At 43.9% G+C, this 14,024-nt stretch carries 12 protein-coding genes; 6 read left to right on the top strand and 6 right to left on the bottom strand.

Annotated features, from left to right (window positions below; genetic code table 11):
- Positions 1-170: 170 nt before the first annotated feature.
- From alaS to F0145_RS08125, 3 genes are all read left to right on the top strand, one after another.
- Positions 171-2,813 carry an alanine--tRNA ligase gene (alaS, locus tag F0145_RS08135; RefSeq protein WP_150087813.1) on the top strand — a complete coding sequence of 881 codons (2,643 nt, stop codon included), beginning with the start codon at positions 171-173 and terminating at the stop codon, positions 2,811-2,813.
- Between the two features lie 83 nt (positions 2,814-2,896).
- Positions 2,897-4,357 carry an Asp-tRNA(Asn)/Glu-tRNA(Gln) amidotransferase subunit GatB gene (gene gatB / locus F0145_RS08130; RefSeq protein ID WP_150087812.1) on the top strand — a complete coding sequence of 487 codons (1,461 nt, stop codon included), beginning with the start codon at positions 2,897-2,899 and terminating at the stop codon, positions 4,355-4,357.
- 101 nt (positions 4,358-4,458) lie between these two features.
- On the top strand, positions 4,459-5,586 hold the full coding sequence (locus F0145_RS08125) for a TlpA disulfide reductase family protein (protein WP_150087811.1): 1,128 nt from the start codon (positions 4,459-4,461) through the stop codon (positions 5,584-5,586).
- Between the two features lie 361 nt (positions 5,587-5,947).
- Here F0145_RS08125 and F0145_RS08120 read toward each other — a convergent pair whose 3' ends face one another.
- From F0145_RS08120 to F0145_RS08110, 3 genes are all read right to left on the bottom strand, one after another.
- A complete protein-coding gene (locus F0145_RS08120; RefSeq protein WP_150087810.1) occupies positions 5,948-6,517 on the bottom strand; it encodes a hypothetical protein in 570 nt (189 codons plus the stop codon).
- 1 nt (position 6,518) lies between these two features.
- Complete coding sequence (locus F0145_RS08115; RefSeq protein WP_150087809.1) at positions 6,519-7,043, bottom strand: acyl-CoA thioesterase; 525 nt, start codon at positions 7,041-7,043, stop codon at positions 6,519-6,521.
- A gap of 70 nt (positions 7,044-7,113) precedes the next feature.
- A complete protein-coding gene (locus F0145_RS08110) occupies positions 7,114-7,767 on the bottom strand; it encodes a protein-L-isoaspartate(D-aspartate) O-methyltransferase (RefSeq protein ID WP_150087808.1) in 654 nt (217 codons plus the stop codon).
- 273 nt (positions 7,768-8,040) lie between these two features.
- Between F0145_RS08110 and F0145_RS08105 the strand changes: the two genes are divergently transcribed.
- Positions 8,041-8,628: a riboflavin synthase gene (locus F0145_RS08105; protein ID WP_150087807.1), complete on the top strand. Its 588-nt coding sequence runs from the start codon at positions 8,041-8,043 to the stop codon at positions 8,626-8,628.
- Positions 8,629-8,842: 214 nt separating this feature from the next.
- On the opposite strand, the gene F0145_RS08100 is transcribed toward F0145_RS08105, so the two are convergent.
- The 3 genes from F0145_RS08100 to hemF form a co-directional block, all read right to left on the bottom strand.
- The gene (locus F0145_RS08100) at positions 8,843-9,109 is read right to left on the bottom strand and encodes a hypothetical protein (protein ID WP_150087806.1); all 267 of its coding nucleotides are present in this window, start codon (positions 9,107-9,109) and stop codon (positions 8,843-8,845) included.
- A 94-nt stretch (positions 9,110-9,203) separates the two neighbouring features.
- Positions 9,204-9,788 (bottom strand): phosphatase PAP2 family protein, encoded by a 585-nt coding sequence (locus F0145_RS08095; RefSeq protein WP_150087805.1) that lies wholly within the window; start codon positions 9,786-9,788, stop codon positions 9,204-9,206.
- Positions 9,789-9,793: 5 nt separating this feature from the next.
- Positions 9,794-10,690 carry an oxygen-dependent coproporphyrinogen oxidase gene (gene hemF / locus F0145_RS08090; RefSeq protein ID WP_150087804.1) on the bottom strand — a complete coding sequence of 299 codons (897 nt, stop codon included), beginning with the start codon at positions 10,688-10,690 and terminating at the stop codon, positions 9,794-9,796.
- Positions 10,691-11,050: 360 nt separating this feature from the next.
- On the opposite strand from hemF, the gene F0145_RS08085 reads away from it, so the two are divergent.
- Positions 11,051-13,063, top strand: a complete 2,013-nt coding sequence (locus F0145_RS08085; RefSeq protein WP_150087936.1) for an alpha-ketoacid dehydrogenase subunit alpha/beta — start codon at positions 11,051-11,053, stop codon at positions 13,061-13,063.
- Positions 13,064-13,187: 124 nt separating this feature from the next.
- Positions 13,188-14,015 (top strand): energy transducer TonB, encoded by an 828-nt coding sequence (locus F0145_RS08080; protein WP_150087803.1) that lies wholly within the window; start codon positions 13,188-13,190, stop codon positions 14,013-14,015.
- Positions 14,016-14,024 lie beyond the last annotated feature (9 nt).

Below are 14,024 nucleotides of genomic sequence, written 5' to 3'. Positions count from 1 at the left end.
TGCCACTGTATATAAATTAAGGAGTTATTACCGTTTCTTTTTAAAATATACTACTTTTGCCCCCAATCAGAAACAGGCAATACAGGAGAGAAAGTAAGGTGCAAAAATTAGCTTATTTTTTCAGATATCCAATAAAGCTGTTCTGGTAATATTAAGTTAATACAGTATTTATGAACGCAGCAGATATCCGGCAAAAATTTTTAGATTTTTTCGCTTCCAAAGAACATCACATTGTTTCGTCGGCCCCCATTGTGGTGAAAGACGACCCGACGCTGATGTTTACCAATGCCGGTATGAACCAGTTTAAAGATTATTTTCTGGGCAATAAACCCGCACCTTATGCCCGCGTAGCCAATACCCAAAAATGTTTACGGGTATCGGGTAAGCACAACGACCTGGAAGAGGTAGGTTACGATACCTACCACCACACCATGTTCGAGATGCTGGGTAACTGGAGCTTTGGCGATTACTTTAAAAAAGAAGCGCTGCCCTGGGCCTGGGAACTACTCACCGAATTATATAACCTGCCCAAAGAGCGCATGTACGTGAGTGTTTTTGGCGGCGACGAAAAAGATAACTTACCCAAAGACGAAGAAGCTTTCCAGATCTGGAAAAAAATATTAGGCAGCGAAGAGCGGATTTTGTTTGGCTCCAAGAAAGATAATTTCTGGGAGATGGGCGAAACCGGTCCGTGTGGTCCTTGCTCCGAAATTCACATCGATTTACGTTCCGACGAAGAAGTGGCCCGGCAATCGGGTTATGATTTGGTAAATAACGATCACCCGCAGGTGGTAGAAATCTGGAACAACGTGTTTATGGAGTTTAACCGCCTGGCTGATGGCTCTTTGGTGAAACTGCCGGCCCAACACGTAGATACCGGAATGGGTTTTGAGCGTTTGTGCATGGCCATTCAGGGCAAACAATCGAACTACGATACGGATGTGTTTCAGCCGCTGATCCAGTTTATTGCCGGCGAAGCCGGTTACACTTACGGCACCGACGAAAAGAAAGATATTGCTACCCGCGTATTAGCCGACCACATCCGGGCCATTGCTTTTGCCATTGCCGACGGTCAGTTGCCATCCAATAATAAAGCTGGTTATGTAATCCGACGTATTCTGCGCCGGGCGGTGCGTTACGCCTTTACCTTCCTGGGCTTTAAAAAACCATTTTTGTATAAACTGGTGCCGGTACTGGCTGATCAGACTTTGGGAATATTCCCGGAACTGAAAGCGCAGCAGAATTTTGTAGTACGGGTAATTGAAGAAGAGGAATTAGCATTTCTGCGTACCCTGGAAAACGGCTTAAAACGAATTGATAGCCTGCGCGATAAATTTACTTCCAATAATAATATCATCGACGGCAAAACAGCCTTTGAATTATACGACACCTTTGGTTTTCCGGCGGATTTAACAGCTCTTATTGCAAAAGAAAACGGCTTTAATATTGACGAAGCCGGCTTTGAAAAAGAAATGCAGGAGCAGAAAAACCGCTCCCGCAACGCGGCCCAGGCCGAGCAAAGCGACTGGGTTATCCTGAACGACGAAGCCGAAACCGCTTTTATCGGCTACGATAATGTTACGGCCGAAGCCCGTCTGGTAAAATACCGGCAGGTGAAGACCAAAAACAAAACCGAATACCACTTGGTGCTGGATAAAACGCCTTTCTATGCTGAGAGCGGCGGACAGGTGGGCGATACTGGTTTCCTGGAATCCGAACTGAGCCAGGTGCGAGTGCTGGATACGAAAAAGGAAAATGACCTGATTATTCATATTACCCACGATTTACCGCAGGATCTTAATTCTCCTTTAACCTGTTTGGTAGATACCGGCCGGCGTTCGCTGATTCAGAAAAACCACTCGGCTACGCACTTGTTGCACGCCGCTTTAAAAGAAATATTGGGCGAGCACGTAAACCAGAAAGGTTCTTTGGTAAACGAGAAATTACTGCGTTTCGACTTTTCGCATTTTACCAAAGTAACCGAGGACCAGTTGCGCGATGTAGAAAATATTGTTAATGAACGTATTCGCCAGAATATTCCTTTAAATGAGCAACGCAATGTACCAATTGCCGAAGCCAAAGCCTTAGGTGCGATGGCCTTATTCGGCGAAAAGTACGGCGAATTTGTGCGGGTAATTACTTTTGATAAAGATTTTTCGGTGGAGTTGTGCGGCGGTATTCACGTGCCCAGCACCGGCGAAATAGGTTTTTGTAAAATTGTATCCGAAAGCTCTGTAGCCGCCGGCGTACGGCGTATTGAAGCGGTTACGGCGGTGGCTGCTGAGCAATACGTACAGGAGCAAATGCAGCAACTGGAAGCTGTGAAAGAATTAGTAGGGCAGCAGGGTAGTTTAACGAAAAACGTAGAACGCCTGCTCGAAGAAAACATCAGCCTGAAAAAACAACTGGAGCAGTTTGAATTAAAACAACTGGCTAACCAGAAGCATACGCTCATCAGCCTGGCCAAAAAAGTAGAGAACATTACCCTGATTGCCGAAAAGGCCGATGTTAGTTCCGCGGATTATTTGAAGAAACTGGCTTACGATATCCGGAATGTAGTACCCGAAAATCTGGTGCTGGTATTAACCGCCGAAATAGACGGTAAGCCGCAGTTAGCCGTGATGCTGTCGGATAATTTAGTAGCCGAAAAAGGCCTGAATGCCGTGGCGCTGGTAAAAGAACTGGCGAAAGAAATTAAAGGTGGCGGCGGCGGTCAGCCGTTTTATGCCACGGCCGGCGGTAAGGACGTTAGCGGTTTAGCAGCTATTCCAGTCAAAGCCGAAGAACTGATTACCAAAGCAATTGCGGTTTAATATTACAAAGCTGTTTAGCTAGTTGGCTTATTCCTGTTTAAAAAGAATTATTTAAAACGTATAAAAAATATTATCCTCATCCAATGGATAAAGAAATATTAGACAAATACCAGCCTATTATCGGTTTAGAAGTACACGCCCAGTTACTTACCAATAGCAAAGCTTTTACCGCCGATACAACAGAGTATGGTTCGCTGCCCAACACCAATATTAGTGCCATTACGTTGGGGCATCCGGGCACTTTGCCGCGGCTGAACAAACAAGCCGTAGATTTTGCTATTAAAATGGGCTTGGCCACTAATTGCGAAATTACCCGCACCAATATTTTTGCGCGTAAAAATTATTTTTATCCGGATTTGCCAAAAGGCTACCAGATTACCCAGGATAAAACCCCGATTTGCCAGAAAGGGTTTGTGGCTATACAACTAGCCGACGGGCAGGAGAAAAATATTCATATTACCCGCATTCACATGGAAGAAGATGCCGGTAAATCGATGCACTTAGCCGGTGAAACCGAAACTTTGGTTGATTTTAACCGCGCCGGTGTACCGCTGATTGAAATTGTATCGGAGCCGGATATTCATAACTCCGATGAAGCTTATGCTTACCTCGTAGAAATTAAAAAATTGGTGCGCTACCTCGATATTTGCGATGGCAACATGGAAGAAGGTTCGCTGCGCTGCGATGCCAACGTTTCGGTGATGCTGAAAGGCGCCGATAAATTTGGTACCAAGGTGGAGGTTAAAAACATGAACTCGTTCCGGAATGTGCAGCGGGCCATCGACCACGAAATTGAACGCCAGATTGCGATGCTGGAAGCCGGCGAAACGATTGAGTCGGAAACCCGGGGCTTTGATGCCAATACCGGCCTAACTTCCGGCCAGCGCTCCAAAGAATCGATGAACGACTACCGGTATTTTCCAGAGCCGGATTTAACGCCGCTGGTTATTTCGGATGAGTGGCTCGACCGCATTCACCGCCAGATGCCCAGCTTGCCGCACGAGCTCTATGCCAAGTTTACCAAAGAATTTGGTTTGCCCGAGTACGATGCCAATGTATTAACCGACACCAAAGAGATTGCGGAATATTTCGACCAGGTTTGTCAGCATACTACTAATTATAAAGCGGCATCTAACTGGGTGATGGGTCCGGTAAAATCGTACCTGAACGAGTTGGCGCTGCACGTTTCGGAGTTTCCGTTGCAACCCGCCCAAATTGCCGAAATAATTTCGTTGGTAGATAGTAATAAAATTAACCATACCGCCGCTACGCGAAATATTTTCCCGCACCTGGTAAAAAATCCGGCCACAATGGCTTTGGCGGCCGCCGAAGAATTAAACCTGATTCAGGAATCGGATGATAATGCTTTGGTGGGCTTTATAGACCAGGTTCTGCAAAATAATCCGAAGAAAGTAGCTGAATACAAAGCTGGTAAAACGGCATTGGTGGGTATGTTTATGGGCGAAATAATGAAATTGACCAAAGGCAAAGCCGACCCGAAAACCACGAATAAACTGTTGCAGGAGAAACTAAAAGCCCTATAAGTTTTGTAGTGCCATACAGGTTGTTCCGGTTAGTTCGTTCTTAGATTTTAGCCTGGTTAATAATTTTCGAAACAGCCTGTAAAGGTTTTAAAAATATTAAAATGAAAAAGAATTTTGTATTGGCTTGTTTTTTAGCAACCGCTGCTTTTAGTGGTTGTAATAAAATTGGGTCTAAAAACGAAACGAAGGAAGATGGTTTTACCATTAAAGGTAAACTGCAAAACCAGGCCTCCGGCAATATTTACCTGAGTGAATTAGGCGAGCAGCAGTTTGTTTACCGAGATACCGCCGAGGTTAAAAGCGACGGTTCTTTTGAATTTACCGGCAAAGCCGACGATCCGGGCATTTACCGGATTTCGCTGAACGACCAGAACATGGTATTATTGGTGGTAGATACGCAACGGATTGAGGTTACCGCCGATGCCAAAGATTTACGGAAAACCAGCACCATTAAAGGTTCTAAAGAAACCGATAATCTGAAAGCCGTTGAGAGTGTGTTAAATGGTATGCAGGAGGATGGCGCTAAACTGGAAAAACGTTTTGTAGCGGCCCAGAATGCCCGCCAGGAAGATTCGTTGCCGGTATTGCAGCAAAAGTTTATGGATTTGCAAAAAGCCAACAGTAAAAAATTAAAAGCTATAATCCGGTCTAAACCCAACTCGGTGGTTTCGGCTTTTGCCACGCTTAGCCTGATTAACCCCGACGAAGAATTTGCCTTTGCCGATAGCATGGCCACTGCCTATAACAAAACCATTCCGGATTCTAAATTTACCAAAGCGCTAACTTCTAAATTAAGTACGCTCCGGAATGTAGCGGTAGGGCAACCGGCACCGGACATTAACTTACCTACACCAGATGGCAAATCCGTCTCCCTATCTTCGTTGCGCGGCAAGTATGTGTTGGTTGATTTCTGGGCTAGTTGGTGCGGGCCTTGTCGCCAGGAAAACCCAAACGTGGTGCGCATGTACAACCAGTATAAAGACAAAGGCTTCGAAATATTTGGGGTATCGTTGGATGAATCGCGGGAGAAATGGTTGAAGGCGATTGACGCAGATAAGCTTACCTGGCCGCATGTTTCGGATCTGAAAGGGTGGGAGAGCAGCGCCGCCAAATTATATAATATTCAGGCTATACCGCAAACTTTGCTTTTAGATAAAGAAGGTAAAATTATTGCCAAAAACCTGCGCGGCCCTTCTTTAGAAGAAAAATTAGCTTCTTTACTGAAGTAAAAATTAAAGTTTAATAAAAACAAAAATGCCTTCTGTAATGGAAGGCATTTTTGTTTTAAACCAATATGCTAGAAAAATTTACAAGGGTATATAAATATTTATTGGTCAATGGGCTTACATTATTGTAGTCATGACGACCTTGTTGAAACATCTAAATCTACTTTTACAATGCTGTTATAGATCCTTCGACAAGCTCAGGATGACCGCAATATTTTGAGCGCAATACCCAAATAATGCGATGCCTAAATACTATTAAGTAAGGGGACAAAATTACTTTAATATACAAATTTCAATATGGTATTCTATTTCAATAGTTTATACATTTAAAACTTATTACTTATAACTTTCCACTTACTTAGTATTATTTATTTAGAAATATTGCCTGTAAGCCGCTCCACAAATATTTTTTCCGGTTTACATCATTCTCAATGTATTCCAACGGGTCGGCGAGGAGTAAAGGTACTTGCCCAATAGCGGCCGGTTTATATAAGTGAATTTGAAAGCCAGTTGCCAAATCAACTAAATCTTTGCCAAAAGAAACTACCTGCTGCACCTTTGTTTCTTTCGATAAATCAAAAATATTAACCTTATACTTAGGTTCCAGGTTTACGTAAGCCACATCGGCGGGGGTGTGCTGAATAGCGGCTAATATTTTGGTCAGGAAATTATTCTGGGGTAAAACGGCAAACTCTTTTTCGGGTAAAGAAAACAGCAATACCAACCCTTTTTTATTTTCGCCGGTTATGTAAAAACTTTTACTTACCAGAATATCGCCACTAATATCTTCTTCGGTTGTTAATAATGGTGCAGTAGCAGTTTCAGGCGGCACTGATTCTGGACTCCCTGTTTGCGCCAGCATATTTTCCGGAAGAATAAACAAGCTTTCGGAATAAAAATGCTGGTAAAAAGGTAATAATTCCGGTTCGGTCATTTTATTCCTGCTGCAAGTTAAATATTGATTTTAGCTCTACGGCTTCTTCAGGCTTCATGCGGCCAGCCAGCACCAACCGTAATTGCCGGCGGCGCAAGGCCCCTTCGTACAAACGCATATCTTCTTCGGTTTCCGGTATGGCTTCGGGTACATCAATGGGGTTGCCCGATTGGTCCACGGCCACAAAAGTTAAAAATGCCTCGTTCGATTTAAATTTGGTGCCCGACGGAATATCTTCGGCATAAACATTTACGTGCACTTCTATTGAAGAATTAAAGGAGCGGGTTACCTGCGCTTCCAGGGTAACTACGCTGCCTAATTTAATACTGTTTTTAAAAGAAACGTTATCTACCGAGGCAGTAACCACAATGCGGTTAGAATGCTTTTGCGCCGAAATAGCCGAAACAATATCGAGCCAGTGCATCATGCGGCCGCCCATTAAATTATTAAGCGTATTGGTATCGTTAGGTAAAACCAGTTCCGTCATGGTGGTGAAGGATGCTTTTACACTTTTTTGCTTTTTCATGTATGTTGTTTAAAGCTGCAAAGGTAAGCTATAAGATTGCTTTTAAAGAAAGGTAGCCGGAATATTCTGTTTATAAATTCCAGCCGGATTTGCCCAATAAAGGCACAAATTTAAAATTATCGAATTCTTCGCGGGTAAATTCATCGGCTTCCACGCGGGTAACCCGTATCATTTTTTGGTTAGTAGCATCGCCCACCGGAATAACCAATATGCCACCTACTTTTAACTGCGACAGCAAATTTTTTGGAATAACCGGGGCACCGGCTGTAACCAATATTTTATCGAAAGGTGCATACGCCGGTAAGCCCTGCGAGCCATCGCCCAGAAATGTTTTGGGCACAAGATTCATAGCTTTAAAAAAGTTTACCGCCTTCTGGTATAAAACTTTGTTGTACTCGATGGTATATACATTGGGCGTAATTTTAAGCAGAATCCAGCATTGGTAACCCGAGCCAGTGCCAATTTCCAGCACCTTATCGGTAGGCTTCACTTCCAGTAATTCGGTTTGATAAGCTACGGTGTAAGGCTGCGAAATGGTTTGGCCTTCACCAATCGGAAAAGCTTTGTCCTGGTAAGCATGTTCCAGAAAGGCTTTTTCGAAAAAGAAATGCCGGGGCACTTCGGCTACAGCCTGCAGCACCCGCTCGTCGCGGATTCCTTTTTCCCGGATAAGCCGGACCAATCCGTTTCGCATTCCTTTATGTTTGTAGCTATCTGTAAACATGAATTAAAATTAATCTTATTTTTGCCGAATACTTGGTTTTTGCACCAATAAGGTTTTAAATAGCTTCTAAGTTATTTTACGTTAATCGGAAGCTTTTAATAAATGGATTGCGAAATTAGTATTTAGTAACCTAAAATCTAGGTTGCTTTTTAAATTAAAGCAACTTAAACCAATTGTTAAATTGTTAAAACAAATAGTATCAGCAATCAGATAAAGAAATATTATTCAGATAGCTGCTTAAAATATAAATATTCATTATTCAACTAAATAGTAATGTTTACAGGCATAATTGAAGCGCAGGCCCAGGTAATAAATATTCGGGAGGAAGGCACGAATAAGCATTTTACCCTGACTTGCCCTTTTGTAGCAGAATTGAAAATTGACCAGAGCGTAGCCCATAATGGCGTGTGTTTAACCGTAGTGGATTTGCAGCCAAATACTTATACCGTAACTGCCATAGACGAGACACTGCAAAAAACCAACCTGAACGATTTACAGGTGGGCGATGCGGTAAACCTGGAACGGTGCATGGCTGCCAACGGGCGCTTCGACGGGCATATTGTGCAAGGCCACGTAGACCAAACAGCGGTTTGTACGGAAGTTATAAACCAGGACGGGAGTTGGCTTTTTACATTTGCGTACGATCCGGCACCCGGCAATATTACCGTCGAGAAAGGTTCGGTTTGCGTAAACGGCATTAGTTTAACCGTAGTAAACTCCGGCCCCAGTAATTTTTCGGTTGCTATTATTCCGTATACCTACGAGCACACCAACTTAAACAAGGTAAAACCCGGCACCCGCGTTAACCTGGAGTTTGATATTATCGGGAAATATATCGCCCGGATTTTGGCTAATAAATAATATCATTATCAAGTAAATAATTTACTAACGTTATTGTGGTTATGTTGAGCTTGTCGAAATAGCTGAACCGATTATTATAAAACCGTATTAAATCCTTCGACAAGCTCAGGATGACAAATACGCTTTTTAAAGCGCAGTTTCTATTTAACAAGAGTATAATTTAGGAAAACGGATAAACAAAGAAGGCCGCACTAACAAGTGCGGCCTTCTTTGTTTAATCGCGGTTAACCAGTTTGTTAAAGTTGCCGTTGGGGTCGTGGAGCAGCGCTAGTTTGCTGTGGTCAAATTCTTTAAAAAATTCTTCCCAACTTATTTCTTCAAAATTATCGTCCTGATCGCTTTTTTCCGGAAAATGAATCCGCAGTAAACCTTCGCCTTTACCTTTTTTATCGGTGCCCTTAATTATGGTTGGGATGCCACCGTGCTTTTTGGCCCATTCCTGAATTTCTTTTGGGTTGGTTGTTTTCTTTGTTTCGCTCATAGTTTTTTAAAAATTTCAGAATAAGCTATACGCAGGAAAAACCCTAGGAGATAAACCAGTTAATATTTTTCAGAATAGTTTTTAAGCTGGCGTATTATGCTTCAGCGGGCTTTTCGGGGTAATAACGTTTGCGTGCCCACCAGTACAACAAGCCAATTAAATAACCTAATAATATTCCCAATATAGCGCCGCCCAAAATATCGCCGGGGTAATGTACGCCCAGGTAAACACGACTGTATGATATAAAAGCGGCCCATATAAAAAGAAATAATTTAAAATAGAAATACCGCTTATCGAGTAACATGGCGGCAATCATGGCCAAGCCAAAAGTATTGGCGGCATGCGACGAAACAAAGCCAAACTGCCCGCCGCACCGATCAATAATTACGACTATGTCGGCCAGGGCTGCATCGTGGCAGGGTCGTAAGCGGGCAACCAGCGGCTTAATAATTTGGGCCGATATACCATCGGCGGCGGCAATGGTTAAGCCAATGGCTATTAACTTCAGGATGCTTTTATTCCGGAAGGTGTATATCAGGTAAAACAGCAGGAAGGCATACAGCGGAAACCAGAATTTACGATCCGAAATCTGGATCATAAAAGCATCCCAGAACGTATGGGTATAGCCGTTGAGATAATCAAATAATCTAATGTCTAGTTCTTTCAGGTATTCCAGCACGGGCGTTATAAATTAATCCAGTCGATATCTTTTTTCAAATATTGCATTGTTTCGGCTTCCAGGCTGTTAGGTTCGGGTTGGTAATTATATTCCCAGCCTGCCAGCGGCGGTAAACTCATTAGGATAGATTCGGTGCGGCCGCCGGTTTCCAGCCCAAAACGCGTGCCGCGGTCCAGGGCCAGGTTAAATTCTACGTAGCGGCCCCGCCGTAATAATTGCCATTGCTTTTGCTCGGAGGTGTAAGGTAAATCCCGGTTCTGGTTCATAATACTGGTATAAACCGGGGCAAACGTATTCGCAACTGATTGTACAAAGGCAAACCGATCGGCCAGGCTAATTTCCGGGGTAGCCAACAACCGGTCGAAAAATATACCGCCCACGCCGCGGGTTTCCTGTCGGTGCGTCAGGTAAAAATAATCATCGGCCCATTTTTTAAACTCTTCGTAGTAGCCCACGTGGTGCTGGTCGCAGGCCTGTTTTAACGCTTTATGAAAGTTTATGGCCTGAGCTTTATCTAAATAAATCGGGGTTAAATCAATGCCGCCGCCAAACCAGGCTTCGCCGTTGCCTGCCTCAAAATACCGCACATTCATGTGGGTAATGGGCACCATGGGGCTTGTAGGGTGCAACACCACCGAAACACCGGTGGCAAAAAAATGCGGGTCGGGCAATAACAACGCTTTGGCGGCCGGCTCGGGCAACGTACCGGTAACCGCCGAAAATAATACGCCGCCTTTTTCCAGCACGTTCCCGTTCTGAATTATACGGGTGCGGCCGCCGCCTTCTCCTTCGCCTTTATACCACAAATCTTCGGCAAATATTGCTCCGCCGTCGCAGGTTTCCAAAGCACGGCATAAATCATCCTGAAACGACCGGAAAAAGGCTTCTACTTCTTCTTTCATAGTTTTCAAATATTATCTGGAGCAAATTTATACGATAAACGACGCTTCGCAATTTTAGACGGGCGGATTACCCTTATCTTCCGGATTTATTTTTCGTAAGCTTTATATACTGCTGTTATGCAAAAGTTTAAATAATATAGAATTAATAACCCCACACCTGTCATTCAGGAGGAAACTATTTAGTAGGCAGCCAAATAATTTCCTCCTGAATGACAGGTGTGGGTTCAAGATACCAGAAATTAATATTTTCCGAATTTTCGCGGAACAGCAGTTAATAATTAACCTTATTGGGGCCCACCACAAAAATAATTCGATCTCGTGAAGAACGATCCTGCGCTTTTACTGAAGGCATACCGGCTTATGTTAACGGCCCGCTGTATGTCGGATATTTACGAAGAAAATAAAAATATTTGCAGCAAATACGTGCATAGTACTTCGCGCGGCCACGAAGCTATTCAACTGGCAGCCGCCTTTGGGTTAACACCCCACGATTATGCCGCCTTGTACTACCGCGACGAATCTATCTTGCTGGGTTTAGGCTTAAGCCCTTCGGAACTCATGTACCAATTATTTGCCAAAGCCGATGATCCTTTTTCTGGCGGGCGTTTGTACTACGGCCATCCTTCTTTAAAACGCGAAGGCTTCCCCATCATTCCGCACCAAAGTTCGGCTACTGGCATGCAGTCTATTCCGGCTACCGGTATGGCCCACGCCATTTTATACTTAGAAAAGCAAGGCATCTTAAACCCCGATGAAAAACGGGTAGTGCTTTGCTCGCTGGGCGATGGCTCGGTAACCGAAGGGGAGGTGGCAGAAGCTTTGCAAATGTCAGTATTGAAAAAATTACCAATCATATATTTGGTGCAGGATAATGGTTGGGGCATATCGGCGAAGGCTTCGGAAATGCGCGCCATGGATGCGTACGAATTTGCGTCTGGCTTTAAAGGCTTGCATCGCTTACGGGTAAACGGCGCTGATTTTCCGGCTGCGTACGAAACCATGCAGGAAGCTTTTAAATATTGCCGGAACAAAAGAAACCCGGTGCTGGTGCACGCCAAATGTCCGTTGCTGGGCCATCATACGTCGGGGGTGCGCCGCGAGTGGTACCGGGGCGATGATCTGGAACAACAAGCCCACAACGACCCTTTGCCTGTGCTGCAGAAGTTATTAATAAAGGCCGGCTTAAAACCAGATGATTTACTTGAACTTGGCCGGGAAGTGCAGGTTTTTGTACAAGACCAGTACCAGAAGGCCCTAAATGCACCAAATCCCGATCCGGCTACTTTTAATCAGCACATTTTTGCCCCTACACCCATTATTGAAGAAACCGGCGCCCGTAGCCCAGCCAATGGCGAGAAAATTACCATGGTAGATGCAGCCTTACACGCCGTAGAAGAAATATTGCGCCAACACCCCGAAGCCTTGGTTTACGGGCAGGATGTGGGCCGGCAATTAGGTGGCGTTTTTCGGGAAGCGGCTTTACTGGCTACCAAGTTCGGCGATGACCGGGTATTTAATACGCCCATTCAGGAAGCTTATATTATTGGCTCAACGGCGGGCATGTCGGCGGTGGGCGCTAAGCCAATTGTGGAAATTCAGTTTGCCGATTACATCTGGCCCGGCCTGAACCAACTGGTAGAAGAAATATCTAAATCCTGTTATTTAACCAAAGGCAAATTTCCGGTGCAAACGCTTATTCGGGTGCCCGTTGGGGCTTATGGCGGGGGCGGACCTTACCACTCGGGCAGCATCGAATCTACTTTGTTAACCATTAAAGGTATTAAAATAGCTTACCCGTCTAATGCCGCCGATATTAAAGGCTTGATGAAAGCTGCTTTTCTGGATCCGAACCCCGTAATTATGCTGGAGCACAAAGGTTTGTATTGGTCTAAATTACCCGGCACCGAAGATGCCAAAACAATTGAACCCGCCGCAGATTATATTTTGCCGCTTGGTAAAGCAAACGTAGTACTATCAGCCACGGCAGAAAAAGTAAAAACCGGCGATAGTTTAGTAATTATTACGTACGGCATGGGCGTTTACTGGGCCAAAGCCGCCGCTCACAACTTTCCGGGACAAATTGAAATTATTGATTTAAGAACTTTATTTCCGCTGGATTACCCGCTGCTACAGGAATCGGTTAAAAAACACGGCAAGGCTTTAATTCTAACCGAGGAACCCGTTACGAATTCTTTCGCCGAAGCGCTGGCTGGCCGTTTAACCCAAAGTTGCTTCCGCAATTTAGATGCGCCTATTCAGGTGCTTGGCTCCGTTGATTTACCAGCTGTGCCTTTAAATATTGAATTAGAAAAAATGATGTTGCCCAACCCGGAGAAAGTAGCTACCGCACTAAGTAAATTATTAAGAGATTAATATTCTGGCACATCGGCAAATAAAAGCTAAGTTTTCCTTAAAGCCTTAAAGTATTTATGGAATATTTAACCGCAGGCATCCTATAGATAATTAAAGTATCCGCTAAATATTAAATAGGTATGCTATGCCCTTTAACTTACCAGGTATTATTCTGTTTATAATTCTTACTGCCAGGCTATTTTCTGCTCCTGAAAATAAGCAAGAGCCTCCGCAGGAAATATTTAAAAAAGCGGAGTTTCCCGGTGGCCGCCAAGCGCTCAATAGTTACATAGATACTCATTTGATTATACCCGCAATTGCTTTCGAGCGGAGGGACAACAAAGAAGTAATATTTGGCGCAGATATAATCATACGGGTAGCTATGGATGGTTCTGTAAAAATATTAAAACTGCAAAAAATGCATGTTCAGCCGAATGACCCAGCGGTGATTAGTGCAGTTAAAATGGAACTACAAAAATTTATTCAGCAAATGCCCAAATGGATGCCTGCTACAAAGGGCGGAACACCGGTTGCCGCCTTAGACACCATTTCTTTTATAGAAAGCTATGCCCCGGATGTAAACTTTGCAGCCTATCAAAAACTTAAAAATATTCCGCCTGCTGATAAACCGAAAAACACCGTTATCTCTTCCGCTGATTTAAAAACCAAAGATGGTAAACGGGTTTATACCTTTGTTCAAAGTCCGCCAGTTTTTCCGGGCGGCGATAAAGCTTTACAGACTTATTTAGTGCAAAACCTTGCTTATTTGCGGCAAAGTAATGAGAAATTAGTAGTGCTGCATTTAGTTATAAATGAAAAAGGTGAAACGGAAGATATTAAGGTAGTGAAACCTCAGGGCATTACGTTGAATTCGGCAGAAGTAGAGGCGGTTCTCCAAAAAATGCCCATATGGAGTCCAGGGAAACAGAATAACTGGCCAATACCCGTTAGTTATACGTTGCCTATACGTTGATAAATTCTT

Source organism: Adhaeribacter rhizoryzae (assembly GCF_008629685.1).
Lineage (GTDB): Bacteria > Bacteroidota > Bacteroidia > Cytophagales > Hymenobacteraceae > Adhaeribacter > Adhaeribacter rhizoryzae.
Note: the sequence above shows the minus strand (reverse complement) of the source record. Positions and strands in the feature narration are given on the sequence as shown.